General features: G+C 64.6%; 23 protein-coding genes. 4 read left to right on the plus strand and 19 right to left on the minus strand.

Translation table 11 applies throughout. The annotated features are described in order from the left end of the window. Positions 1-183: 183 nt before the first annotated feature. The gene (locus tag FJ039_09230; GenBank protein ID MBM4406343.1) at positions 184-1,050 is read left to right on the plus strand and encodes a hypothetical protein; all 867 of its coding nucleotides are present in this window, start codon (positions 184-186) and stop codon (positions 1,048-1,050) included. Positions 1,051-1,121: 71 nt separating this feature from the next. Here the strand turns inward: FJ039_09230 and FJ039_09235 are convergent, their stop codons facing one another. From FJ039_09235 to hflB, 19 genes are all read right to left on the minus strand, one after another. Then, positions 1,122-1,583 carry a thioredoxin-dependent thiol peroxidase gene (locus FJ039_09235; protein MBM4406344.1) on the minus strand — a complete coding sequence of 154 codons (462 nt, stop codon included), beginning with the start codon at positions 1,581-1,583 and terminating at the stop codon, positions 1,122-1,124. Between the two features lie 73 nt (positions 1,584-1,656). Continuing rightward, positions 1,657-2,022, minus strand: coding sequence for a hypothetical protein (locus FJ039_09240; GenBank protein MBM4406345.1), 366 nt, complete (start codon positions 2,020-2,022; stop codon positions 1,657-1,659). A 7-nt stretch (positions 2,023-2,029) separates the two neighbouring features. Next, positions 2,030-2,692 carry a class II aldolase/adducin family protein gene (locus FJ039_09245; GenBank protein ID MBM4406346.1) on the minus strand — a complete coding sequence of 221 codons (663 nt, stop codon included), beginning with the start codon at positions 2,690-2,692 and terminating at the stop codon, positions 2,030-2,032. A 29-nt stretch (positions 2,693-2,721) separates the two neighbouring features. After that, positions 2,722-4,236, minus strand: a complete 1,515-nt coding sequence (locus FJ039_09250; protein ID MBM4406347.1) for a hypothetical protein — start codon at positions 4,234-4,236, stop codon at positions 2,722-2,724. 1 nt (position 4,237) lies between these two features. Continuing rightward, on the minus strand, positions 4,238-5,257 hold the full coding sequence (locus FJ039_09255) for a 3-phosphoglycerate dehydrogenase (protein MBM4406348.1): 1,020 nt from the start codon (positions 5,255-5,257) through the stop codon (positions 4,238-4,240). After that, positions 5,254-6,645, minus strand: coding sequence for an FAD-dependent oxidoreductase (locus FJ039_09260; protein ID MBM4406349.1), 1,392 nt, complete (start codon positions 6,643-6,645; stop codon positions 5,254-5,256). The genes FJ039_09255 and FJ039_09260 overlap by 4 nt, the downstream gene beginning before the upstream one ends. Further along, positions 6,576-7,481 carry a hypothetical protein gene (locus tag FJ039_09265; protein MBM4406350.1) on the minus strand — a complete coding sequence of 302 codons (906 nt, stop codon included), beginning with the start codon at positions 7,479-7,481 and terminating at the stop codon, positions 6,576-6,578. Before FJ039_09265 ends, FJ039_09260 begins: the two co-directional genes overlap by 70 nt. Further along, positions 7,474-8,370, minus strand: a complete 897-nt coding sequence (gene hpnC, locus FJ039_09270) for a squalene synthase HpnC (protein MBM4406351.1) — start codon at positions 8,368-8,370, stop codon at positions 7,474-7,476. The genes FJ039_09265 and hpnC overlap by 8 nt, the downstream gene beginning before the upstream one ends. A gap of 31 nt (positions 8,371-8,401) precedes the next feature. Then, the gene (gene ispG / locus FJ039_09275; protein MBM4406352.1) at positions 8,402-9,664 is read right to left on the minus strand and encodes a flavodoxin-dependent (E)-4-hydroxy-3-methylbut-2-enyl-diphosphate synthase; all 1,263 of its coding nucleotides are present in this window, start codon (positions 9,662-9,664) and stop codon (positions 8,402-8,404) included. Positions 9,665-9,695: 31 nt separating this feature from the next. Next, the gene (shc, locus tag FJ039_09280; GenBank protein MBM4406353.1) at positions 9,696-11,702 is read right to left on the minus strand and encodes a squalene--hopene cyclase; all 2,007 of its coding nucleotides are present in this window, start codon (positions 11,700-11,702) and stop codon (positions 9,696-9,698) included. Further along, entirely contained in the window at positions 11,695-12,681 is a 987-nt protein-coding gene (locus FJ039_09285) for an NAD-dependent epimerase/dehydratase family protein (GenBank protein ID MBM4406354.1), read from the minus strand. The genes shc and FJ039_09285 overlap by 8 nt, the downstream gene beginning before the upstream one ends. After that, a complete protein-coding gene (locus tag FJ039_09290) occupies positions 12,678-13,448 on the minus strand; it encodes a hypothetical protein (protein ID MBM4406355.1) in 771 nt (256 codons plus the stop codon). The genes FJ039_09285 and FJ039_09290 overlap by 4 nt, the downstream gene beginning before the upstream one ends. Beyond that, the gene (locus tag FJ039_09295) at positions 13,445-13,807 is read right to left on the minus strand and encodes a hypothetical protein (protein MBM4406356.1); all 363 of its coding nucleotides are present in this window, start codon (positions 13,805-13,807) and stop codon (positions 13,445-13,447) included. Before FJ039_09295 ends, FJ039_09290 begins: the two co-directional genes overlap by 4 nt. Before the next feature lie 2 nt (positions 13,808-13,809). Then, entirely contained in the window at positions 13,810-14,832 is a 1,023-nt protein-coding gene (gene hpnH / locus FJ039_09300; protein ID MBM4406357.1) for an adenosyl-hopene transferase HpnH, read from the minus strand. Positions 14,833-14,845: 13 nt separating this feature from the next. After that, positions 14,846-15,874: a polyprenyl synthetase family protein gene (locus FJ039_09305; GenBank protein ID MBM4406358.1), complete on the minus strand. Its 1,029-nt coding sequence runs from the start codon at positions 15,872-15,874 to the stop codon at positions 14,846-14,848. An 11-nt stretch (positions 15,875-15,885) separates the two neighbouring features. After that, positions 15,886-17,799: a 1-deoxy-D-xylulose-5-phosphate synthase gene (gene dxs, locus FJ039_09310; GenBank protein MBM4406359.1), complete on the minus strand. Its 1,914-nt coding sequence runs from the start codon at positions 17,797-17,799 to the stop codon at positions 15,886-15,888. A 211-nt stretch (positions 17,800-18,010) separates the two neighbouring features. Continuing rightward, entirely contained in the window at positions 18,011-18,463 is a 453-nt protein-coding gene (locus FJ039_09315; GenBank protein ID MBM4406360.1) for a hypothetical protein, read from the minus strand. A 3-nt stretch (positions 18,464-18,466) separates the two neighbouring features. Then, positions 18,467-19,549, minus strand: a complete 1,083-nt coding sequence (locus FJ039_09320; GenBank protein MBM4406361.1) for a transporter — start codon at positions 19,547-19,549, stop codon at positions 18,467-18,469. 189 nt (positions 19,550-19,738) lie between these two features. After that, the gene (gene hflB, locus FJ039_09325) at positions 19,739-21,613 is read right to left on the minus strand and encodes an ATP-dependent zinc metalloprotease FtsH (protein ID MBM4406362.1); all 1,875 of its coding nucleotides are present in this window, start codon (positions 21,611-21,613) and stop codon (positions 19,739-19,741) included. 161 nt (positions 21,614-21,774) lie between these two features. On the opposite strand from hflB, the gene FJ039_09330 reads away from it, so the two are divergent. The 3 genes from FJ039_09330 to FJ039_09340 all read left to right on the plus strand — a co-directional run bounded on the left by FJ039_09330 (position 21,775) and on the right by FJ039_09340 (position 25,264). Then, positions 21,775-22,677, plus strand: a complete 903-nt coding sequence (locus FJ039_09330; GenBank protein ID MBM4406363.1) for a transcription elongation factor GreA — start codon at positions 21,775-21,777, stop codon at positions 22,675-22,677. Positions 22,678-22,752: 75 nt separating this feature from the next. After that, positions 22,753-24,018 (plus strand): sodium:calcium antiporter, encoded by a 1,266-nt coding sequence (locus tag FJ039_09335; GenBank protein MBM4406364.1) that lies wholly within the window; start codon positions 22,753-22,755, stop codon positions 24,016-24,018. A gap of 502 nt (positions 24,019-24,520) precedes the next feature. Beyond that, positions 24,521-25,264 (plus strand): class I SAM-dependent methyltransferase, encoded by a 744-nt coding sequence (locus tag FJ039_09340; protein MBM4406365.1) that lies wholly within the window; start codon positions 24,521-24,523, stop codon positions 25,262-25,264. Positions 25,265-25,964: the final 700 nt, after the last annotated feature.

Here is a 25,964-nt window from a genome sequence, read left to right on the forward strand (position 1 = left end):
GCTTGTTGATGATCTCCTCTGCCGCAAACCGTTTCCTTGGCATCGCTGCCTCCCTTTCCGTCCAGGCATTTTCCCACTTTGCGCCTGGTCTAGTTTTTGGGGGGCAGGTCAGGATCTAGAACAAACACGATCATCGTTACCAAGCCCACGGTCGTCGAGGCCAGGTATCGCGCAGAGTTCCTGGTGACGGTTTTAGAGAGCCCGGAGGCCAGCCCCACCGGAGGCGGCTGGGTGCGCTCCGGCCAGCGCATGACCATCATCGCCCCTGGCGAAATCGCGAAGGGCCCGCGCGAGCGCCTCCGCTTTGCCAGGTGGGTTGATGCCAACGGCACATCCTATGGCGTGAAGGAGCTCGAGAGCGCCATCGCCACGTTCTCTGTGGACAGCCCAATCACCCTCAAGCCGAGCTACGTGCTCGAGTATCTCGTGAACGTGAAGAATCCCCAGGGCGTTCTCAAGACCGTCTGGATAGAGAGCGGCAAGACCCTGGACTTGACTTCACCTGAGAGCATTGTGATTCAGACGGACAAAGAGAGGCTGACCTTCAAGCAGTGGCAGGAGCGGATCGGCAATATCATCGGCGAAGTGGGTAAAACGAAGGAAGTCAGCGTCGGCATCACTCGCCCAATGGATATAGAGGCGGACTATCTCCGCGAATACTTCGTCAAGCTGGAAGCGCCCTTCGGCGGCACCGGCACCGGTTGGTACCGCCAGGGTGAGACGGCCACGCTGAGCGTCTCAGCGCAGCCCCAGGGCGTGATCTTCTTCAAGAAGGTCTTCGGCGGCTACGCTGGCTACCCTGGCACGGAGTCGGTCATGCAGATCGTTGTGGATAAGCCCGCCGTGATCGCCGCTGTTTACAAGAATGACATTGACTGGCGCTTCGTCGGCATCCTGGCGCTCGCCCTTGCTGCAATCGGTATCTTCTGGCGCATCACTGAGACGCAGAAGAAGTCTGCTGAGGCGGCCAACGGGAACGGCCATGGATACGGCAACGGTAATGGGAATGGCAATGGCCACGGAAACGGCAACGGGAACGGGCATAAGTAAGCCCAAGTAGCGACGGAGAAAAAAAGAGGGCGCCCTATAATCGGGCGCCCTCTTTTTAATCGGCTATCTCGTTAGCCTTTGATTGCCGCCAAGACCTCTTCAGCGTGGCCTTCAGGCTTCACCTTCGGCCAGATCTTGGTGAGCTTCCCCTTCTCGTCAATCAGGAAGGTCTTGCGGAACATCCCCATGTACTTCCTGCCGTAGAGACTCTTCTCTCCCCACGCCTCATACACAGTTGCCACCTTCGACCCTTCGTCTGAAAGAAGCGCGAAGGGCAGGGAATACTTGCCTGCAAACTTCTGGTGTGAGGCGATGCTATCGGCGCTGACGCCCAACACAACGGCGCCCGCCTTCTTCAGCTTCGCATCGGCATCCCGGAAGCTGCACGCCTCAGTGGTGCAACCCGAAGTGTTGTCCTTGGGGTAGAAGTAGAGAACCACCTTTTTCCCCGCCAAACCCTTCAGGGAAATCGTCCCACCGCTTGAAGCGGGCAAAGAGAAGTCGGGAGCCTTGTCTCCTTCTTTGAGGGCCATGCTGTGCCTCCATAATGCTAGAGAAAAGATAGCAGTATTCTATTGGCGGGCAGCGGCACGGTCAACAGAGGCGTTAGGCGATGGCATCCGTGAAATCGAAGGAGAGCTGCCCCAGGCCGGCCACGACAAAGCTCATGGTGACCTTATGGGGCCCGGCAGCAAGACTCTTCCCGTGGGCGGTGATCGTTGCCTCACGGTTCATGGCCAAGCTCGCCGGGTTCTCCTTGCTCACGGCGGGGAAGCCGAGGGCCTTGCCCTCCACAGTGAAGTAACAGCGCTCCGCAGGCAGCTCCTCGCCGTCAATCTTGAGCGGTGGCAGGCCATAGGCATAGCCCGAGCCGAGCGAGTTCTTCAGCTTGAACTCGAACCCATCGCCGTTGTTCTTCAGACTGCCTTTGACGTAGAGACGCTTCAGAAGAAAGCCGGGGACTCTGATCATTGATGCCTCAGGGTTTTGGAGATTTGGGAGAGCGCATCATCTTGAAGAGCTCTTTTTCCGTTGCAACGATTTCATCGGGAAGCAGGTGTACCTTGCCCAGGAGCTTGGCCAAAACGTAGATCTGCGCCGCGCGCTCCACGAGTTCGCAGATCGAAAGCGCCTCATGAAGGTCCGCGCCGATGCCGACGGCTCCGTGGTTCGCCAGCAAAATGGCGTTGCGGTCCGCCAGCGCCGCCGCCGCGTTGTGCGCCAGCTCCTCCGTGCTCGGGAAGGCGTAGGCCGTCACCTTCACCTCGCCGCCGATGGAGGTCACCATCTCGTCCAGCAGCGGCGGCAGCTCCATGTGCGCCACTGCAAGGACGCCGGCATAGAGCGAGTGCGTGTGGACCACGGCATTGACGTCCGCTCGCCTCTGGTACGCGGCGACGTGCATCAGGCTTTCGACGCTGGGCACCTGGTCGCCGATGACCGGTTCGCCATCGAAGTCAATGACTTGGATCTGCTGCGCCGTCAGTTGGTCATACCGCTTGCGGCTCGGTGTGATAGCCAGCAGCCGCTCGCCCACGCGCATGCTGACATTGCCCGCCGAGCCGGATACAAGGCCCTTGCGGGCGATCTCACGGCTGGCCTCCGCAACGGCCTCGCGCTCTTTCTGCCACCTGGTCTCCATCGCCGTTTGATTCTAGCACCCGGGTAGCGCTAAAGAAAGCTGGAAAGGCCGTCCATCTGCTTGGTCAGGCCCTGCCATTTCTCGTAGTGCTCCTGACACTCAAGCGCCTCGCTTGCTCTTGGCCTGACGATCCGTTCCGGACTGTGCATCGCCCTGGAGGCGGTTTCTATATCGCTGAAGCAGCCGGCCCCGGCAGCGGCGCATATAGCCGCTCCTAGCGCAGCTACTTCAGCCTCCCGTGCGATAGCGATTTCTCGATTTGCTGTGTCGGCGATGATCCGGCAAAGGAGAGCGCTCTTGGCCATCCCGCCGCCGATGGAGATGCGGGTAGCCTTGCGCTGGGCGATTTCCTCCACCTGCTCGATGTTCGCCCTGAGCGCAAAGGCCAGATTTTCCTTGGCGGCCCGGAGCAGGCGTCCCCGGTCTGCTCCGCCGATGGAGAGGGGGATCGGGAAGAGCAGTCCGCCCATCTTAGGCCCGATGTTGCCCATATCGGCTCGCTGTGGACCCAGGAATGCCAGCGTGCCTGCTCGCGCAGGAGCCTTTGCGGCCAGCCGTTCGGCCTCGGCAAAAGCTGTAACGTCAGCCCTGCCGAGAAGCGTCGCCACAAGCCAGGCGTAGGCCGTTCCCGCATCTGAGGCGTTGCTCTCCAGCACCCACCCCTTTTGTGTGAGGTGCAGGCCGCTCCAAGTCCGGATCTTCTCATCTATGATTGGCGCGTCCAGCGCCATCTGCACCGGCGCCGTTGTTCCGGCAACGATGCCGATTTCCCCGGGCGCTCTGACGCCCATGCCCAGTAAAGCGCACTGTGTATCAGGCCCTGCAGCTATGACGGGCGTTCCCGCCCGAAGCCCGGTGGCCGCCGCGGCGGCCTTCGTTACCGCGCCGATGCGCCTTCCCGGTTGAACGAGTGGGGGGACGATGGATGGGAAGCCAAGTGAACCGAGCAGATCCCGAGCGAGTGCGCGCGATGAAATGTCCACAAGGCCCAGCTCGGCGGCGGCGGAACTTTCCAGAGCGCGCTCGCCGCTGACCTGAAAGGCAAGCCACCCATCGAGGCTGAGGATGCTTGCGACCCAGGCCGCCACTGCAGGCCGCTGCTGCTGGAGCCAGCGCAGCTTCGCCGGGGCAAAGAGGAGCGAGGGTGTATGCCCGGTGACGCGATAGACCGCTGCGCCGCGCTCTTCATCAATAGCCTGCCCCTCAAAGAAGGCGCGCGTATCGCTGTTGGGGCCCATGGCAAGCGTCTTGCCCTTCGCATCCAGGAGCGCGATCCCCTCGCGCTGGCTCGTCGCCGCCACGCCAGCGATGCCTCCCCCGCCGGTGCGCGCCTTCTTCAGTGCCGCGGCCACCAGGCCTGCGACCTGACGCCAAACTGCCGTAGGATTGAACTCTTTCCCCAGGGGAACATCCCGCGGAGTGGTCGGCGTAAGCGGCGCTGAAGCGAGTCCCTGGAGGCGCCCCTTTAGGTCGAAGACGGCGGCGCGGACGCTCCCGCTTCCCAGATCTATCGCGAGAATGTGTGGAGGCGCGCCTTTCGGCATATCAGACCTTCAGCTTCGCTCGAAGCGCATGCTCTTTGAGCACGGCAGGATTCACGAGCCGCTTCGGCTGTCTTCCCTGAGCGACAAGCAGGATATCCTCAGCGATCATCTCCGATTGGCGCTCCACCGTCTCCTCCGTCGCGCCGCCGATGTGCGGCGTCAGCACCACGTTGCTCATCTGGCGCAGCGGGCTGTTCTCCTGCAAGGGATGCCCTTCAAAGACGTCCAGCGCCGCGCCTGCGATGCGTCCTGCCTGCAGCGCCGCTATCAGCGCGGCCTCGTCAACAACTCCTGGCGCAGATGGGTTGATGAGGTAAGCGGACGCCTTCATCCGCTTCAATTGCCCCTCGCCGATCAGCCCCATCGTCGCCTCGTTTGCGGGGGCGTGGACCAGCACGTAGTCGCTCCGCGACAGGAGGTCATCCAGCGTCGTCAGCTGGATGCCGAGGGATGAGGCGAGGCGCGCATCGAGATACGGGTCGAATGCCAGCAGGCGCATCTCCATCGCGGCAAGGCGTTTTGCCACCAGGCGGCCGATTGCGCCAAGCCCCACGATACCCGCAATTTTGCCCGCAAGCTCCGTCCCGCGGAAGTTGCGATAGCCCCCCACAGGGTCCTCCCACGCGCCGCCTTTGATGAAGGCGTCTGCCTGAGGGATGCGCCGCGCTAGGCCGAGCATCAACCCGATGGTGTGCTCCGCCACAGCGAGGCTGTTCCGTCCAGGGACATTCACTACTAGGACGCCGTGCTTCGTGGCGGCATCTATATCCACGTGATTGAGCGCGTTGCGGCAGATGCCCACAAGCTCCAGGCCCTTTGCCGCCTCAAACGTCTCCTCGAAGACGAAGTCAGCCTCCACTACCAGATAGTGCACCTGCTCCGCCGCAAGCCGGCGGCCCAGCTCCTCCGGGTCGTAGATGCGCCCGGCCTCCAGCCAGTTCTCGTGCGTGACCTGCATCTTCTCGCCAAGCCGCTTTGCGGAAGCCTCTGCGAACGGCGCCAGGATAAGTGCGTGCTTCATAACACCTGTGCCGCCTCGCGGGCCGCTGCAATGCCGCTTCGCACCGCGCCCTCCATCGTGGACGGCCAGTCATTGTCCGTCCACTCGCCCGCCAGGAAGAGATTCGGCACCGGCGTGCGGCAAGGGAGACGATTCGCCGCCGTTCCTGGGGCAGGCGTGAACGTGGCGAAGCGCTCCCGGACGACGATGAACCTGGTCACATTGGCCCCTTTGATTCCTGGGACGGCCTTGCCAAGCTCAGAGAGGAAGAGCGCTTTCAGCTCGTCCTTCGGCATATCAATATAGGCATGCGCGCCGCTGAGAGAGACGCTGAGATACTGCCCGGGACCTGTTCCATCTCCTGACATGGCCGACTTATTGAAGACCCAATGGGCGGCATTGTCCAGGAATGAGACGAACTCCCAATCGGCCACCTTCCTATCGAACCAGAAGTGCAGGTTGACGATGGGCGACATCGTGATCTTGTTTGCCCGGGAGAAGAAGGCATCTTGTCGAAGGGACTCGGGAAGCAGCTCCAGCATCGCCTTTGGCGGCAGCGCCAGCACAACCGCGTCACCGCCCAGCATCCCTTGGCCGAAGACCTCCACGCCTGTGACTCTGCTGCCATCGCCCGCCAACCGCTGTGCCGTCCGGTCCAGCCGTACCTGGCCGCCATGCGCCTTGATGGCGGTCGCCGCCTCCTCCGCGAGCAGCTTTGAAAGCGGCACCCTCGAATAGCCGATGTCCGCGCCCGCCGCATCGCGCAGAAGGCCTTCCTGAAAGACCATGATCGCCTGGGATGCGCTCACATGCTTCGCGTCGTCGTTGCACGTCGGCAGGACGATGAGGTTCCACAACGTCTCGATGGAGCGCTCGCTCTGCCCTTGGCCTTTGAGCCAGTCGTAGAAGCTCACGCCGTCCAGCGCGCGCCGTTTCGCAAGAGACATGCGCTGCATCTTCAGCACCGTCCGCCCGATGCGCAGTTTGTCTCCCAGGCTCACGTGCTTGTATCCCAGAAGCGATGGCCCTAAGTGCAGGGGCGGCGGCAGCCCGATGCGGTAGATGGCAGATGAGACGCCCTTGCCGTTGGTGACGTTCACCCGTAGGCGGCTCTGCACCCGCGTCCTCTCCTCAACGCCCAGCTTCTTGAGCAGGGCTATATAGGCCGTGCAGCACTTCATGAAGACATGCTGGCCGTTGTCCACCTCCACGCCTGTCTCCTTGTCCACGAACGAGAAGGCCCTCCCTCCCAGGTATGGCCGCTTCTCCAGAAGCGTGACGCCATAGCCGCGCTCGCCCAGCTCTATGGCGGCCGAGATTCCGGCAAGCCCGCCGCCGACTACGACGACGCTTTTGCCGGCAGCAGGTTTTTCACGGTCGTTGCCGACCATATCTTGAGGGCGATCCATGTCTTCTCTCTCGCGGAGAGCCGCGCTCGCTTGGTGAACACGTCATAGCCCCGCTCTTCGATGTGCTTGAGGATGCTCGCGTAGAGCCCGCGAAGGATGGCCGGGCAGACCCGCGCGCGCTTCCCCGTGATGAGCGGCAGCAGCCGGTTTCCGGCGTCCAGGTGCTCCCGGGCCCGCTCTGCCTGAAGCTTCATGAGCGTGCGGAAGGCGTCGTTCACCACGCCCTTGTGCGCGTCAGCCTCGCTATAGCCGAACTTCGCCATCTCGTCCTGAGGCAGATAACAGCGCCCGCGCTCAGCGTCCTCTTGCACATCGCGCATGATATTGACCAGCTGCATCCCGATCCCCAGGTCAACGGCATGCTGCTCGGCCTTCGGGTCCTTGTAGCCGAATATCTTGATGCAGATGAGCCCGACGACGGAGGCTACAAGGTAGCAATAGCCCCGCAGCTCGGCGAAGTTCGCATATCTGGCCACCGTGAGATCTTGCACGACGCCGTTCAGCAGCTCATCGAAATATGACTGCGGGACGGCGTACCGCTTGATGACATCCTCAAGGGCGATGAAGACCGGGCCGCTGGGCTTCCCTGCGTAGCACTCGTGCAGCCGGGCCCGGTGCTCGTTCAACAGCGCCAGCTTTCGCTCCGTCGGCAGCGCCTCGTCCGAATAGTCGTCGCTCACCCGGCTGAAGGCGTAGACGGCGTAGATCGCCATCCGCTGGGCGCGCGGCAGGGGAAGGAAGGCGTAGTAGAAGTTCCCGGCGCGGCGCTTCGTCAGCCCCTGGCAGTAGCGGTAGGCTTCGGCGAGCGACGGCTCGGTGTGCATGGCCTTACCCACGGCGCCCTCCGCCGAAGAGCTTGATGGCCGCCAGGTGCGCGAAGCCCGTCAGCATCAGGTTGACCTTCTTTATCTTGCTTACCGTCAGCCGCGCCGAAAGCACGTCGTACCGGCGGCGTTTGATGGCGTCCAGGGTAGAGAGGCCGCCGTCGCTGAAGAGGCGCAGGTCCAGCCGCAGTTCGCCCTCCACCTTGTCCACCAGCTTCAGGCCCTCGCGGAAGAGCCCGCGTGCGCGCTCCACCTCGAACGCCATCAGCGCGCGAAAGGCGTCGTTCGCCACGCCCTTCCGGAGCTCCGCCTCGCTGTAGCCGAAGCGCGCCATGTCCTCCTGGGGGATATAGATGCGGTCCATCGCCAGGTCGCGGCGGACGTCCTGCCAGAAATTCGCCAGCTGCAGCGCGATGCACGTCGCGTCCGAAAGCCTCCCGCGCTCCTCGTCCCGATAGCCGAAGACGTGCAGCACCATCCTGCCCACCGGCGTCGCCGAATGCTCGCAGTAGCGCAGCACGTCCTGGTACGTGGGGTAGCGCTTGATCCGCTGGTCCATCCGGTTCGCTTCGATGAGCCGCAGGAAGAGATCCCTCGGCATCTGGTGCTGCTGGATCGTCCCTTGCAGCGCCTGCAGGAACGGATGCTCCGGCGTTCCGGTGTAACAGCGGCGCAGGTCTGTCTCCCAGGCGTCCAGGAGCGCCATGCGGTCTCCCGCCGCCTCGTCGCCCAGGTCGTCCGTGTGGCGGCAGAAGGCATAGACGGCGTACATGGACGGGCGCAGGCGCTTCGGGAAGAACCAGGAGACGACGGTGAAGTTTTCGTAGTGCGATTTCGCCAGGCGCTCGCATGCCGCGAAGGCTTCGCTCAAGTCGGCTGTTCGGGCCGGCGTCTGTGTCATCGCGCCCATCCCCGGGCAGGCCGAGGCTGGCCTACGCGCGGCCCCACTTGTCCGCCACGTACGCCTCCACCATGGTGATGAAGTCGCTGGCGATCGTCGGGCCCTCCAGAAAGGTCTTCCGCTCGCCGTCCACAAAGACCGGCGCCCGCGGCGCCTCCCCTGAGCCGGGGAGCGAGATGCCGATATCGGCGGCGCGCGATTCGCCGGGGCCGTTCACCACGCAGCCCATCACCGCCACCTTCAGGTCCTTCGCTCCCGGGTATTGCGTGCGCCACACAGGCATCTTCGCATCCAGGTGCGTCTGGATATCCCGCGCCAGCTCCCGGAAGAGCGATGAGGTCGTTCGACCGCAGCCGGGGCAGGAGGTCACGGCCGGGCGGAAGGAGCGCAGGTGCAGCGCCTGCAGGATCTCCTGGCAGAGCCGCACCTCCTTCGCGCGGTCGCCGCCAGGCTCAGGCGTCAGGCTGGAGCGGATCGTGTCGCCGATGCCGTCATAGAGCAGGATGGAGAGCGCCGCCGTCGTCGCCACGATGCCCTTCGTCCCCATGCCGGCCTCCGTGAGGCCCAGGTGCAGAGGGAATTCGCAGCGCCGCGCCAGCTCGCGATAGGCCTCCACCATCTGGGGCAGGCGCGAGACTTTGCACGAGATGATGATCTTGTCCTCCGGCAGGCCCAGGTCCACCGCCGCCTGCGCGCTGGCCATCGCGCTCTCGATGAGCGCCTCGCGCTCCACGTCGTCCCCGGTCATCGGCTGGGCGCGCTTCGAGTTCGCATCCATCTTCTTTATCAGGACCTCTTGGTCCAGGCTTCCGGCGTTGACGCCGATGCGGACGGGCTTATGCAGCTCCCTCGCGATCTCGATGAAGGTGCGGAAGTTCTCATCGTGCCGTGGCCCGCGCCCCACGTTTCCCGGGTTGATCCGGTACTTCGCCAGGGTCTTCGCGCAGGCCGGATGGTCCCGCAGCAGCCGGTGGCCTATGAAATGGAAGTCGCCGATGAGCGGCGCCGTGCACCCCATGGCGTCCAGGCGCTTGCGGACCTCCGGGACAGCCGCCGCCGCCTCGTCGCTGTTCACTGTGACCCGCACCAGCTCGCTGCCGGCCTCCGCCAGGAGCTTCACCTGAGCCACCGTCGCTTCGATGTTCGCCGTCTCCGTGTCCGTCATGGATTGGACCACGACGGGGTGCATCCCGCCGACGAAGACGTTGCCCACCTGGACGACCTTGGAGAGCCGCCGCCTGGCTATGACATGCTCGTTGCTAGCAGCTTGCTTTTGCCCCTGCTTCGCGTTCATGAGGGGAAGCGGAAGTCCGCCCTTCCCGGCCTTATGCTCGGCCATCGCGGTGCTCCTTCCGGCCGTAGACCTCTTGGCGGTACTGGCCCAGCGCCATCAGGGGCCAATAATCGCGGTAGAGGTGGTAATTGATCATGAAGTCCATGGGGAAGCCCGTGCCGGTGTAGTGCGGCTCGTCCCAGGAGCCGTTCGGCAGCTGGGTCTTCGCCAGATATTCTACGCCCCTGCGCGCCGCCGCACCACGCGCCTCCCCGGCGGCGATGAGCGCCAGCAGCGCCCACCCGGTCTGCGAGGCGGTGCTGGGCCCCCGGCCTGCCAGCTCCGGCTTCGCGTAGCTCTCGATCGTCTCTCCCCACCCGCCGTCGGCGTTCTGCCGCTCTTCAAGCCAGCGCACCGCCTTGCGGATGTAGGGCTGCCGCATATCCTCCCCGAGCCATTTCAGGGCAGGCAGCACCGCGCCCTGTCCGTAGACATAGTTCACACCCCAGCGCCCCCACCAGGAGCCGTCCGCCTTCTGCGTCGCCTTCAGATAGTCCAGGCCGCGCTTCGTTGCCTTGTCGTTGGAGGCCCGGTAGCCCAGGCGGCCCAGGATCTCCAGCACGTGCGCCGTCACATCCTCCGTCGGCGGGTCCAGCACCTCGCCGAAGTCGCAGAAGGGGATCTCGCGCACGAAGCCTTTCGTGTTGTCCACATCGAAGGAGGCCCAGCCGCCGTTCTTGCTCTGCATGCCGAACAGCCACTGCACCCCCCGCTCGATCGCCAGCTGCATCCTGGGGTCCTTGTCCCAACCCATCTTGTGCAGGGCCACCAGCACCATCGCCGTATCGTCTATATCGGGGTAGACGTCGTTCTCGAACTCGAAGGCCCAGCCGCCCGGCTCCAGCTTCGGCCGCTTCACGGCCCAATCGCCCTTGCGGTGCAGCACCTGCTCCTTCAGCAGCCATTCCGTGGCCCGAGCCAGGGAAGGATGCGTCGCAGGCACGCCCGCGTCCTGCAGCGCCAGCATCGCGAGGCACGTGTCCCATACGGGGGAAACGCAGGCGTCCGTCCAGAACGTATCCTCCGTCTCCCTGGCGAAGCTATCGAACCCGGCCATGCCTTTCGCGATGGCTGGGTGGTCGTTCGCATAGCCCAGGCTCTTCAGCGCCATCAGCGAGTAGACCCACGGCGGTTGGATGCCTCCCCAGGAGCCGTCCGTCTCCTGGCGCTCGATGATCCACGCCGCGGCCTTGTCCAGCGCCTTCTTCCGCAGCGGCTTCACCGGACTCGCCTCCCACACGCGCAGCGCCTTATCGGCGGCGATGAAGAAGGAGCTCCAGCCCAGGAAGCTCTCTTCCTTGCCGAAGGTGTATTTCGTCTTCTCGCGCCCCAGCGGATAGAACTCGTCAATCTTCGCCGGTTCGGGCACCGGGCAGACCGGCTTCACATTGAGCAGCACGATGCAGGCCACGATGGTGCCGCGCGCCCAGCTGGCGAACTCGTAGATGCTGAAGGGCGAATTGTTCGGCAGCAGCATGACTTCCGCCGGGAGCACCGGCGCGCCCGACCATTTCCACTGGCCGAAGAGGGCGAGCCACATCTTGGTGAAGATGCGCGTCTTTGGCACGCCGCCCTTGGAGAGGATGAACGCCCGAGCCTTCGCCATCGCGGGCTCGTTCGGGTCCACCCCCGCCAGCTTCATCGCGAAGTAGCACTCCACCGCGATGCTGAGGTCGCTCGGGCCGCCGTACCAGATGGGCCACCCGCCGTCCGGAAGCTGGCGCCGCTTGATGTAAGTGACGATCTTCCGCCACTTCGCCGGGTCCGGCACGCCCATGAAGTGCGTCAACAGCAGGAACTCCGCCTGGATGGCGCAGTTGCTCTCCAACTCGCCCCACCAGTAACCCTTGTGGTACTGCATGCCTATGAGGTTGCGCGTCGCCCGCTGGATCGTCGTATCCATGCGCGATTGCAGGAGCAGGTCTTCTGCGGCGGAGCCTGCCGCTCCGCGCAGGTGAGTGATCTGCGCCGTGCGCGGTTGGGTCTGTGGGTCAGACATAGCCGTGCGCCTTGAACCAGTGGACCGATTCCTTCAGCGCCTCTTCCACAGGGGTTTGCGGCATCCCGAGCTCGCGGACGGCCTTTGAGCCGTCGAAGTACATATGCTTGCGCGAAAGCTTCACCTCGCCCACCGCCGCCGTCGGCCGCTTGCGGAGGAGCCGCCCTTCGATGAGCTCGTCCACATAGGCGAAACCCAGGGCGGCGGCGTACGGGACGCGCAGCTTCGGCGGCCTGCGCCCCGTGATCTGCCCCAGCGCGGCAAAGACCTCTTTCAGCATCATGTTGCGGTTGCCCAGCAGGTAGCGCTCTCCCGAATGCCCCTTCTCCGCCGCCAGGATATGTCCCCGCGCCACATCCCGCACATGCACGAGGTTCAGCCCCGTGTTCAAATAGCCGAACATCCGGCCCTTCAGAAAATCCACCACGATCCTGCCGGTGGGCGTCGGCTTCACGTCCCATGGGCCGATCGGCGTTGTTGGGTTCACCACCACCACGCGCATGCCTTCCTTGGCGCAGCGCATCGCCGCCTGCTCCGCCAGGTATTTGGAGTCCTTGTAGCCCTTAATGCGGTCATCGCTTCCCGCCTGCGCCGTCTCGTCGGCTGGCTGTTTGTCCTTCCGGATCCCCACGGTGGAGCAGGAGCTCGTGTGCACCACCTGCCGCACGCCCTGCGCCTTCGCCGCCGCCAGCACGTTCGTCGTCCCCTCCACGTTCGTTCGATAGATCAGCTCGTGGTTCGGCGGCCAGAAGGCGTACACCGCGCCCACGTGAAAGACCGTGTCGCACCCGGCCATGGCCCGCCCCAGCGACCCTTTGTCCAGCAAGTCTCCCTCCGCTACCTCCACGTTCAGTCCCTCGATGGCCCTACGGTCCCCCTTCGGCCTCGTTAGGGCGCGCACCTCGGCGCCGCCAGCCAGCAGCTCGCGCGCCAGATTGCCGCCGATGAATCCCGTGGCTCCTGTCACCAGGGCCTTCATCGCCGGACGGGCGCGCCCCTATAGATTTTGGTAAAGAATAGTTCGCAAAAGGCCTGCATATAGCGCCCGCCCCGGCGCGCATTCTGCGCCAGGCCGGGGGCCGCGGCAAGGCCGCCCGGATGTGTCAGGAAATACCAGGCGGCGTGGATCGGCCGCACCTCGCCCATCTCGTCCAGGAAGCGCTCATAGTCCGGCAGCGATTCTCCCAGCGTGTCCGAAGCCGCGCGCATCACTAGGAACGGGACACCAGCCTTCCGCGCCTCGCTCGCCACCCAGTAGCTTTCCATATCCACCGCCTTCGCGCCTGAGGCGGTGGCCAGCCGCTGCTTCTCAGCTTGGCCCGGCATCACCTCCGGCACGCTCACTACGTCGCCGTGATGGACGGGGATGAACTCTTGCTCTAGCGCCTTGGCGCAGTCCCGGTGGAGCGAAGGCTCGGCGGCGATGGGCTCGCCCAGGGGATTGCCCGCCGCGTCATAGGCAAGCAGCCGCCCGCCCAGGATAAGATCGCCCCCCTGGACGCTCTGTGCAAGCCCCCCGGAAAGGCCGATGGAGAGCAGCACGTCCGGGCGCAGCTGCTCGATGGCGAAGCGGGTCGCCTCCTGCGAGCGCTCCCGCCCGATGCCCGATTGCACCAGGGCCACCTTGGCGTTCTTGGACGTGCCCGTTGCCACGATCATCCGGCCCACGCGATCCCGGCGCTCGATGCGCACGAGCGAGTGCAGGTCGTTCAGCTCCCGGCGCAGCGCCGCCACAAAGACGATCATGCCTCCTCCTCAGCCGCGTTCAGGGGCGCCGTCGCCCCCGTCTCCTGCTGCCGCTTCTTGCGTTCCAGGTAGGCGGCATAGCTATTCCCCGCAGCCATATCCTTCCCGGTGAACTTGATCGTCTTGATCTGGCTGTAGGGCAGCGTGAAGGGGCCGTTCCCCTGCTCGTCGAAATACTGGATGAAGGGCTCCTTCGCGCTCTTGTTGCGGTTGAAGAGATAGCCCGTCACCTCGGAACCGTCGCCCTTCACGATCGTCGTGTTGCCGCGATAGTCGAACGCCAGGTCAATGATGCGCTCCAGCGTCATCTCGCCGCCGATGGTCGGCATCCACCCCTGCAGGCTCTTCTCGTCCGCCATGGCTACGGCTTCCCCCGCACCGTCGCCGCCACGGTGTCTTTGAAACCCTTGAAGGAGGCGAAGGTGGCGTTCACGGCGGTGGCCTCATAGCCGCTGTGCACCATGCAATCGGCGCACTTCGGATTCCCGCTCTTCTTCCCGTACTGCTCCCAGGGCGTCGTCTCCAGCAGCTCCGTGTACGTCGCCGCGTAGCCCTCCTGCAGCAGGTAGCATGGGCGCTGCCAGCCGAAGTTGTTGTAGAGCGGCATCCCCCAGGGCGTGCACTCGTAGTGCTGCTTGCCCATCAGGAACTGCAGGAAGAGCGGCGATTGGTTGAACGTCCACTTCTTCTTCGGGTTGGAGAGGATCTCCGAGAAGAGCCTGTTCGTCTCCTCCGTGTGGAGGAAGTGCTGCTGGTCCGGCGCCTTGGCGTAGCTGTAGCCGGGAGAGAGCATCATCGCCTCAACGCCCAGGTCCATCATCTCGTCGAAGAACTTGCGCACGTTCAGCGGCTTGGCCGTGTTGAACAGCGTCGTGTTGGTCGTGACGCGGAAGCCGCGCTTCACCGCCTCGCGGATCGCCTCCGCCGCGATGTCGTACGTCCCGTCGCGGCAGACCGATTCGTCGTGGTCTTCCCGGATGCCGTCCATGTGGACGCTGAAGCTGAAATACTTGGAGGGCCTAAAGAGGTTCTGCTCCAGCTTCTCCTTGAGCACTAGCGCGTTCGTGCAGAGATAGATGTATTTCCGCCGCTTGATGAGCCCCTCTACCAGCTCGCCGATCTGCGGGTAGAGCAGCGGCTCGCCCCCGGCGATGCTGATCATCGGTGCGCCGCATTCGTCCATCGCGGCCAGCGCCTTCTCCAGGGGCAGGTTCTTCTTGAGCACTTGCGCGGGGTACTGGATCTTGCCGCACCCGGCGCAGGCCAGGTTGCACTTGAACAACGGCTCGAGCATCAGCACCAGCGGGTAGCGATTTTGGAACGTTAGCCGCTTGCGCAGCACGTAGCTTGCCACCGTCCACATTTGGGATGCAGGCACACCCATACGTTGTCGCTTTCTAGTATTCCCGTTCCAGGAGGAACCGGGTCATCTTAGCGCATTCGCGCTTGGCTTGGGGAGCAATCTCGATGGTTTCGATGTGCCGCAGGCTCGCCGATGCGGTCTGCTGGGCCAGCTCTTCGCAATAGCGCGCGCTTCCCACTTCAGTAAAGATGGTCAGCACGTCGGCCACGTCCGCATCGGTCAGCTGCGTGTCGCTCTTGTAGATCGTCTGCAGGCGGTCCCGGGACGGGCCCTTCGCATGCTCTAGGGCGTGCACCACCGGGAGCGATTTCTTGCGGCGGTGGATATCGTTGCTGGCGGACTTGCCCGTCACTTCAGACTTGCCCCACACTCCCAGCATGTCGTCGCGCACCTGGAAGAGCAGCCCCAGCCCCTTGCCGAACTCCAGCATCGCGGCGGTGGTGCGCTCCTCCCGCGTGCCGATGGCCGCTCCCATGTGGAGCGAGGCCGCCAGCAGCGCGCCCGTCTTCTTGCTGATCATCACCAGGTAATCGTCCACGCGGACCGCGGCGCGCTGCTCGAAGCTCAGGTCCAGCACCTGGCCCTCGATCATGTCCGCGCATGCCTTGGTCAGGATGCGCGAGGCCGTCAGCGCCGTCTGCGGCGGCAGCGCCGCGCCGTCTCCCCCGAACATCGCCAGGTTCCCCAGGATGTTCATCGCGTCGCCCGCGTTCACGCCGTGGCTGTGGCCCCACAGGTACCACACCGTTGCCCGGTGGCGGCGGTGGGTGTCGCCGTCCTGGATATCGTCGTGCACCAGGGAGAAGTTGTGGATCAGCTCCACCGCGATGGCCGCCGGCAGCGCGGTGCGCCACTGGCCGCTCACCGCCTCGCAGGCAAAGAGGCAGAGCGCCGGGCGCACGGCCTTGCCGCTGTTCGCTTCCAGCGGTTTGCCGTGCTCGTCCTGCCAGCCCAGATGGTAGCGCTGCATCCCGTAGAGCGGCAGGTCGCTCTCCGTCAGGGCCTCCCGGAGGCCCTGCGTGATCGCCGGGCGGTAGCGGGTGAATACACTGGGGAGGTCCATGGGGCCTCTCGTTAGACGCCCGCCGGCTCGCCGACCTTGGCTTTGCTCCGCTTGGCGGCCGCGCCGTTGCTGAAGAAGGCCTTCCGCACCCGGGCCGCGATGCCCTCTGCATCTAGGCCCAGGCGCTTCCGCTGCGCCGCCGCCGTTGCATGCTCGATGAACGTATCCGGCATCCCCAGCCGTTCCACGGCGACCCCCTCAACCCTCGCGTCCGCCAGCGCCTCAAGCACCGCGTCGCCGAAGCCTCCGGGAAGGACGTTCTCCTCCACCGTCAGGATGCGCTTGGTGCTGTGCGCGGCGTTCAGAAGAAGTTCGGTATCCAGCGGCTTGGCGAAGCGAGCGTTGACCACCATGGCGGAGATGCCCTCCTTCGCCAGGGCCTCGGCCGCCTGCAGGGCCGCCGTCACCGGCTTGCCCAGCGCCACGATCGCCACGTCCGTTCCCTGGCGCGCCACCTCGCCCTTGCCGATGGGCAGTTCGCGAAGTTCCGCCTCCAGCGGCACGCCCACCCCCGCCCCGCGCGCGATGCGGATGGCGAAGGGCGCCTTGTGCTTATAGCTGGTGTAGACCAGGTGCTGCAGCTCGTTCTCGTCCTTGGGCGCGCAGACGATGGAGTTGGGGATGCACCGGATGTACGAGATATCGAACGCCCCGTGGTGCGTCTTGCCGTCTTCGCCCACCAGGCCTGCGCGGTCCGCGATCATCACCACATGCAGGTTCTGCAGGCAAACGTCGTGGACGATCTGGTCGAAGGCGCGCTGCATGAACGTGGAGTAGATCGAGACGAAGGGGATCGTCCCCCCGAGCGCCAGGCCCGCCGCCATGCTCATGGCGTGCTCCTCCGCTATGCCCACATCGTAGACCCGGTCCGGGAAGGCCCTTTTCGCCTCCACCAGGCCCGTGCCCTCCAGCATCGCCGCGCTGATGCCCACCACCTTCGGGTCGTCCTTCATGATGCGCGCCAGCGTCTGCGCAAAGACCTTCGAGTACGTCGGCGCGCCCGAGCCGTCCCCAAGCGGCGAGCTGGGCTGGTGGAACTTCACTGGGTCCTGCTCGGCGGGCTCATACCCCTTGCCCTTGTGCGTGATCACGTGGAGCAGGGCGGGCTTATCCGTCACCCGCTGGGCCTGCCGCATCGCCTTCTCCATCGCCTTGATATCGTGCCCGTCCAGCGGGCCGATGTAATTGAACCCCATGCCCGCCCAGTACGTCGTCGGCAGGGTCAGGCCCTCCACGCTCGCCTTGAACCGCTTCACCAGGCGATAGGCCGCCTCCCCGTGGGGCATCTTCTTCGTCAGCCGCTTCGCCCGCTCCACCATCGCCCGATACTCCGGGTGGGTGACCACGCTCTGCCGCCATCCCGTCAGAAAGCCTACGTTGTCCGAGATGGACATCCCGTTATCGTTCAGGATGACGATGAGGTTCTTCGGGTGCAGGCCGATGATATTGTTGACCGCCTCTAGGCTCGGGCCGGAGGTCATGCCCCCATCGCCGACGACCGCGATAACCCAGCCGGGCTGCTTCTTCACCAGTTGCGCCTGCGCCACGCCAAGGGCCACGGAAAGGCCCGTCCCTGCATGGCCCGCCGCCAGCACATCGTGGTCGCTCTCCGTCGGCTCGCCGAAGCCGGAAAGCCCGCCCTCAAGACGCACCGATTCGAACTGCTCCCGGCGGCCCGTCACCAGCTTGTGGGTGTAGCACTGGTTTGTGGTATCCCAGACGATCCTATCTTTGGGGCTATCGAAGACCCGGTGGATCGCCAGCGTCAGCTCCACGATCCCCAGGTTGGAGGCCAGGTGCCCGCCCCGCTGGGTGATGATGCGGATGATCGTGTCACGGGCCTCTTGCGCCAGTTGGTCCAGCTGCTCATAGCTGAGCTTCCGCAGGTCGGACGGCTGGTTCACTTTTTCAAGGATTGAAGCCATAGCAAAACCTTCCTTTGGCAGACGCGTACGGCCTCACCGCCGCGGCGCTACCTCGGCTTCCGATGCTGAGCCAACGTACCATAAGCGAAAGAGGCCTGTCAACAGAACTAAACCTGGCGGTGAGGGGCATGTATCGCCCCGTCGTTCTGTCAAGAAAAAGGCCCCTCCCGCACGCGTGCGGGAGGGGCCTTTTTGTCCTCGCCCGAAGGGCCTAGGCCTTGCGTAGCTTCGGCAGGGCGTAAGTAACTTGCGCTCTGTCCTGTACGCCCGAGATTTCCTCGAAGACGATAGTCACCGGCATGCCGATCTTCAAGTCGGTGTGCTTGGTGCCGTCGTTGAAGTTGCTCATGATGCGGATACCCGGTGCCTCTTCGATGTCCACGATGACGATGGGCAGGGGTACTTCCTTCTCAAAGCCGGGATGGAAGGCGCGCATGGCCGTCACCCAGGTGTGGACCTTGCCCTTGGGTGCCACCTGCTCCCAGGTGTACTCAAAGGAGCCGCAGCTCGGGCACATGGGCCGGGGATAGTGGCGGAAGGTGTGGCACTTGCTGCACTTCTGGAAGCGGAGCTCGCCCTTCTTGCAAAAGTCCCAGAAGGGCTGGGTATCCGGGAGCGGAGTCGGCAGGGGCTTGGGGGCTGGGGGTGCTGCTTGGGTGGTCATGGCTTATCTCCTCAGGATGGCGAGCGCGCCGTCGCCGAAGTCGCCGTAGCCGCTCACAAGGGCCACCTCGGCATCCTTCACCTGCGCATCGCTGGCGCCGCGGCACTGCTTCACCGCTTCGATCACGTGGTTCATCCCCATGATGTGCCCCTGGGAGAGGAGCCCGCCGTGAGTGTTCACCGGCAGTTCGCCGCCCAGCTGGATCCGTCCGCTCTCCACAAAGGGCCCGCCTTCGCCCTTCTTGCAGAAGCCGATATCCTCGATCTGGTTGATCACCGTGAAGGTGAAGCAATCGTAGATCTCCGCCACGTCAATATCCTTGCGCGTCATGCCCGCCATCTCAAAGACGCGGTCGGCGCACTTGGCCACGCCGAAGCGGGTGATGTCCGGCCGCTGGGTGGTGCTGCTGGGCGAATCCGGGTGCGCCTCCGCGAAGCCCGAGATATAGATCGGCTTGCGCTTCAGGTCCTTCGCGCGCTCCGGCGTCGTGATGACCGCCGCCGCCGCGCCGTCCGTCTGCAGACAGCAGTCCAGCAGGCGGAAGGGATCGGCGAGCAGCGGCGAGTTCTGATGGTCTTCCAGCGTGATCTCCTTCTCGTCCTTCATCTGCGCGTTCTTCTGCATCTTCGCGTGCTTCCGCGCCGCGATGGCCACCTCGGCGAACTGCTTGCTGGTGGTGCCGTAGAGGTGCATGTGCCGCCGCGCGATGGGCCCGTACCACAGCATCGGCACCACGAGCCCGTAGGGGTATTCGAACTCGAACATCGTGCGCATGGGGCCGGCCGGCGAAAGGGCCGCCCCGGTGCGCGCGCCGGAATAGCCATTGCGCCCGGAGACTAGGAGGACATAGTTGCAGACGCCGGAGGCCACCGCCAGCACGCCGTTCTGGATGGCGGCGCAGGGGCTCGCGCCGCCCATGGAGACGCTGGAGGAGAAGCGCAGGTCCTTCACGCCCAGGTTCGTCGCCATGTCCTCGGCGGTCAGCCCCATCGACTGGGGCAGCACGCCGTCAATATCGCTCGGCTTCAGCCCTGCGTCTTCGATGGCTCGGGCGCAGGCCGTCATCTGCAGCGTCATGTTGGTCATGCCTGACTTGCGTGAGTACGTCGTCTCGCCGATGCCCACGATGCAGGCCTTGTCTCGGAAATCCTTCGGCTTGAACAAAGCGCGACCTCCTTCAGGAACGGGGAAATCGCTCACATGATAGGCGCGCGATGGGGGAGCGTCAACGGAGGCGCAGGTAAGGCCCTGCGGCCTGAGGTGGAGCGCTTGGTCTTATGCAGGCGAAGGCGCGGGCGCGGGCATCCGTCCCGTATCGCCCTCTTCCAACGCAGGCGCTGGCGAATTCAGCAGGTCCAGCAGGTCCTTGCCTTCAAGCGTCTCTTTGGTGATGAGCGTCCGGGCGATCTGGACCAGCTTCGCCTTGTGGAAGCGTAGGGTGCCCACGGCCCGCTGGTAGGCTTCGTCCACCAGGCTTTTGATCTCCTCATCAATCTGATCGGCGATCTTGTCGCCGTAGTCGCGCTGCTCGGAGATCTCGCGCCCCAGGAAGACCAGTTCCTGCTTCTGTCCCAGCGTGCGCGGGCCCAGCTGCTGGCTCATGCCCCATTCCGTGATCATCTTCCGCGCGATGTACGTCGTCCGCTGGAGGTCGTCTGCCGCCCCGTTCGTGAAATCGCCGAAGATGACCTCCTCGGCGGCGCGCCCGCCCAGGGAGACGGCCATCCGGTCCTTGAGGTAGGTGCGGTTGTAATAGTGGAGCTCTTCCTCCGGGAGGAAGCGCGTGTAGCCGCCGGCCATGCCTCTGGGCACGATGGTGACCTTGTGGACGATGTCCCCGGCCTTCAGCAGATGGGAGACCAGCGCGTGGCCCGCCTCGTGGTAGGCCGTGATCTCTTTCTCTTTCGCGCTCACCACCCGGCTCTTGCGCTCGGGGCCTGCCCACACGCGGTCAATCGCCTCTTCCAGCTCGGCCATGCTGATGGCCTTCTTCTGGCGCCGCGCCGCCAGCAGCGCAGCCTCGTTCACCAGGTTCGCTAGGTCCGCGCCGCTGAAGCCGTGGGTCTGCTTGGCGATGATCTCCAGGTCAACGGCGGGCTCCACAGGCTTGCCCTTGGTGTGGACGGTCAGGATGGATTTGCGCCCGTTCACATCCGGCGCATCGAGCACCACCCGGCGGTCGAAGCGGCCGGGGCGCAGGAGCGCCGGGTCCAGGATGTCCGGGCGGTTCGTGGCGGCGATGATGATGACGTTCGTCGTCGCGTCAAAGCCGTCCATCTCCACCAGGATCTGGTTCAGCGTCTGCTCGCGCTCGTCGTGGCCGCCGCCCAGGCCCGCCCCGCGATGGCGGCCGACGGCGTCTATCTCGTCAATAAAGATGATGCAGGGCGAATTGCGGCGCGCCTGGTCGAAGAGGTCGCGCACGCGGGATGCGCCCACGCCCACGAACATCTCCACGAATTCGCTGCCGCTGATGCTGAAGAAGGGGACGCCCGCTTCGCCCGCAACGGCCTTGGCCAGCAGCGTCTTGCCCGTGCCCGGCGGGCCCACCAGCAGCACGCCCCGGGGAATCTTGGCCCCCAGGCTCGCGAAGCGCTCCGGGTACATCAGGAACTCCACCACCTCCTGCAGCTCCTGCTTGGCCTCTTCCACCCCAGCCACATCGGAGAAGGTCACGGTGGTGCGGTTCCCCACGAACATCTTGGCCCGGCTTCGGCCGAAGCTCATGGCCTGGTTGTTCGTCCCTTGCGCCTGCCGCATCATCAGGAGCAGGAAGGCGCCGATGATGATAATCGGGAGGAAGTTCAACAGCAGGCCGAAGACGTTGCCCAGAGAGCTGTTGCCCTTCACCTTCACCGGGATGGCGTTCTCCCCGGAGATGGGCACCTCCGCCTGGTCCAGGATCTCGATGATGCCGACGCCGCTCTCTTTGCGCGCCTTGACCTTGGTGCCGTCCGTCTTCTTGGCCGTGACGGTGTTCCCCTCCACCACGATCTCGGTGATCTGCTTATCCTTGGCCAGCGTCACGATCTGGGTGATCGCCACGTCCTCGCCGCTGGATGGATTGCGCAGAACGGCCCAGAAGATGGCTACGCAGGCCACCAGGATAAGGATATAGACGAGGAAATTTCTCGCGACGCGCTGATCCATAACTCCACAATCTCTAGCCCGCCGCCCCGCCCCCTTACCAGGCGGGGAGACGCGGAAGCCGGAGCATCCGAACAGCCTCCGGTAGCCCTGCCATTATAGCAAACGCGCCGGAGTATAAAAACGGATGTCCAGGGATAACTCCGGCCGCTCCTTCTTATGGTATGATGACTTTCGCGCGTGCGGCGATTCACGGGGCGCCCTTCACCTGGTATGCAGACGCCCTATCGCGCCGCCACTCTGAGGAGGCCCGCCCGATGCCGGATGCGGAGAAGCTAACCATAAGCGAGGCCGTCACCCGCTTCCTCGCCACGAGCCAAGCCCAGAAGAAACCCGAATATCCTCAACAGATCCAGAAGTTCCTCCGCTGGGCTGGCCGGGAGCGCATCCTGGCCGATATGACCCCCCGCCAGGTCGAGAGCTACACCGAGGCGAACGCCGGGGAGACGGCGGAAAAGCTAGCAGCTATCCGCGCCTTCCTCGCCTATGCCAACAAGTCCGGCATCACCTCCACCAACCTTGGGGTCCACCTGAAGGCCAAAAAGGTGAGCGTCAAGGCCTCTCCGGCAAAGGAGACCAGGCTCGTCCAGAGCGCCCAGATCACTAAAGAAGGCCATGAAAAGGCCGTAGCGGAGCTGGAGGAGCTGAAGGGCCAGCGCGTCGTCATCGCCGATGAGATAAGGAAGGCCATGGCGGACAAGGATTTCCGGGAGAACGCCCCCCTGGACGCCGCCCGCGACAAACAAGGCCACCTGGAAGCGCGCATCCGCGAGCTGGAGCACATCCTCCGCCACGCCGTTACGATAGAAGAGGCGGTCCAGGCCAACGGCAGGTCGGACGCCGAAGGGCGCTGCCGCGTCGGCAGCAAGATCGTCGTCCAAGACCTCACCTTCAATGAAGAAGTTATCTACCACATCGTCCACCCCAACGAAGTGAACCTCCGCCTGGGGAAGATCTCGGCGGAATCGCCCACGGGCCGCGCCTTCCTCGATAAGCGCGCCGGCGAAGTGGTGCAAGTCACCGCCCCCGGCGGCGTCCACAACTACCGCATCCAACGGATCGAATAAGCCCCGCGCTCCCCCTGCGATGAGCATCCTTACACCCACAACCCGGCTGAACGCATGACCGCCCGATCGGCGAGCATGCGGAGGCCCTTCACCTGGATCGCCCTGGCGGTGGCGATCGCCGTTCCCGGATTTGTCCTCCGGCTGACCCATTTCACCCACACGCCCGGCTTCGAGGCCGTTCTCTTCGGCGTCGCCATCCTGGGCGCCGCCTTCCTCCTGGGCGCGGCAGGCGAGCTGGCCGAGCTGGAGATCTCGGCGGGCCTGGCCCTCGCGGCGGTCGCCCTCATCGCTGTGCTCCCCGAATACGCCGTGGACATGGTCTTCGCCTGGAAGGCCGCCGACGATCCCCAGTACGCCCACTTCGCCGCGGCCAACATGACGGGCGCCAACCGGCTCCTCATCGGCATCGGCTGGTCCGCCGTCATCCTGATCTTCTGGTTCAAGCGCCGCCACCGGCCCCTGGTGCTGGCCACGAGCCACTCGGTGGAGCTCGCATTCCTCCTGGCGGCCACGGCTTGGGCCTTCACTATCTTCATCCGCAGCTTGTTCCGCGATGGCTCCCTCAATATCATTGACGTCATCGTCTTTGTCTCGCTCTTCTGCGGCTATCTCTACTTCACCTCCCGGAGCGAAAAGAAAGAGGGCCATACCATCAGCGGCCCCATGGCGCCCCTGGCCGATCTGCCGAAGCGGAAGCGGCGCATCTTGATCCTCGCCCTCTTCGTCATCCCGGCGGCGGCGATCTTGGCCGTGGCGGAGCCCTTCGCGGAGAGCCTGGTGGAGACGGGAGAGCACCTTGGGATAGACGAGTTCATCCTGGTCCAGTGGCTCGCCCCCCTGGCGTCAGAGGCGCCGGAGATGGGCGTGGCGCTGATGTTCGCCTTCCGAGGCATGGGCGCCATGGGCTTGGGCGTCCTGGTCTCCTCCAAGGTGAACCAGTGGACGCTCCTGGTGGGAACCCTGCCCATCGTCTATAGCATCAACAAGGGCGGCGTCTCTGAACTGCCCCTGGACAACCGGCAGAACTTCGAGTTCCTCTTGACCTCCGCCCAGTCCCTCTTCGCGGTGCTGCTGCTCGTCTCACTGCGCATCAACTGGCGCGGCGGTTTGCTGCTCCTCTTCCTCTTTGTCTCGCAGATAGTCACGGCGCTGGTTGTGGAAGAGACGGTGGGGGACGAGCGCTTGACCACCGTCCTCGGAATCTTCGCCGTTGTCTATATCGCGGCGGCGATTCTCGTGCTGACCAGCGGCGGCCAGCGGCGGGCCCTCGTGGGCCTCTTCCCCAGGGCGCTGCGGCAGCTGCGCCAGAGCGTCGCCGCCACGGCATCCAGCCACGGCTGACGATCAGTGGGCGTGGCGCTCGCCGCCTGCATCTGCGGGCGGGCTTGCTCCGCTATCGCTATGGCTGTTGAGCTTGTGCTCCAGCACCGGCGCCGGATCGTACGGTCCCAGACGTCCTCCCCAGCCTCCGCCTTTTCGGCCATCTCGCGGAAGTCCGACCCTGCTTCGCCGAGCTCGTTCGCCGTGCGTCGCGACCAGGCCGCCTGCCTCGCCTTATCGCGACCCTCGTAACGGCCCATCAGGCGGCTGCGGACCAGGTCCTGGATCGCGCGCCGCGTCCCTTTCGCGATGACCACCCGGGAGATCTTGCGCCGGAGGTTCCTCCCCTGGCAATGGGAGCAGGCGGGATGGAGCCTCTCGTGCACGCTCCTGGTGAAGATCCTCGAGACCTTGCGGCAATCGCTGCAGATGCATTCGTAGACGGGCATGGGCGACCTCGGACGGATGCCGTGAAATTGTATAAAGTAGGAGCGGGCATGAATGCAAGCGGGAGGCGAGCGGCGTGAACGACCCTCTGGAGCCATCGCCCTACGACGACTTCGCCTGGATCTACAGCAAGTATTGGGGGCCCGGCGCCGTCGCCCTGGAGATGCCGGCGCTGGAGCGCCTGCTGCTGCGTGATTTTCCCCCAGGCGCAAAGGTGCTGGACGTCTGCTGCGGCTCCGGGCAGATCGCCGGTCGGCTCATCGAGCGCGGCTTCAGCGTCACCGGCGTGGACAGCTCCCAGATGATGTTGATGTACGCCGCCGAAAACGCGCCCCTGGGCGATTTCCTCCTGGCGGACGCCCGCGATTTCACCCTTGACCACCAGTGCGCCGCCGCCATCTCCACCTTCGAGAGCCTGAACCACATGCCCTCCCTGGAGGACCTGCGGAGACTCTTCGCCTGCGTCCACAGGGCCCTCGTCCCCGGCGGGACGTTCTACTTCGACCTGAATACGGACGAGGGCCTTCGCGCCAGGTGGAACGGCGAGATGACGATCCACGATGAGGGGCGAACGTGGCGCATCCGCCTGGGCTATTCGCCCGAGACGTGGACGGGGCGCATGCACATCACCGTGAGCCGAGGCGATGCCGCGACGCCCGAGCGCGCCTTCGATATCTTCGAGCGGCATTTCCCCGGCGACGATGTGCGCCGTGCCCTGGCGGAGGCTGGCTTTGTTGAGGTGCGGACCTTCAACTCCCAGCGCGATCTTGGCCTGGACGCCATCGGCATTGACTATTACGTGTGCAAGAAGAGGGCGTAGGCTTGCACGCAACCCACACGGCGTAGGCCCGTTCGTCGTGGCGATTACCATTGCCGCTCCTCAGGGTGACAGAGGGGGACCTCTCCCGGTCCTTGTCGTGTCCCTTGTTCCAGTTGTGGGTGGTTTGTGTTTTTCTCCTTTTCGTTTGTTGATTCGTTTCGAGGTGTCGCGGTGGGAGGCGTTGTGCGGACGGTCTAGGGGAGGGACGTGGACGAGATTTGCGAGCGTTTAACGTAGCAGTTCCCACTGCTACAGGATGGGCAGGCCCACTGCTCCGAGGTTTGTAGGGATACAGGGTTGGCGCTCGGAGCTTCCTCGGCGACGCTGGTGTCAGCCGGTCACGCTCGCGGTGAGCCTACGGGTATGTAGCCGTCATGCCTCCTCGCCCGCCCCGCTCACGGGCGGGACGCGCATCGCTCCGCTATCCGACCGACCGCTTATCGCGACACCTCTACTACCACCGACGTTTCGCGCAAGCCTTGCTCAGACTGCAACGGCACGCCTCCTAGGCGCGGCGCACCGCGACCGCCCGCACAACGCCGGACAAAGAAAAAGGGAAGGCATGACTGCGTTGGGCGCACGGCCGCGCGCCTTGGCGGTCACACCTTCCCGGCTCGCTGTCCTGGCGAAGGCTTACACGTAAAGATATACCATGCCATCTGCGTAAGTGTCAAGTTGTGAGGAGCGGAGAAATGTAGGA

It is taken from the genome of Chloroflexota bacterium (assembly GCA_016875535.1).
Taxonomy (GTDB): domain Bacteria; phylum Chloroflexota; class Dehalococcoidia; order SHYB01; family SHYB01; genus VGPF01.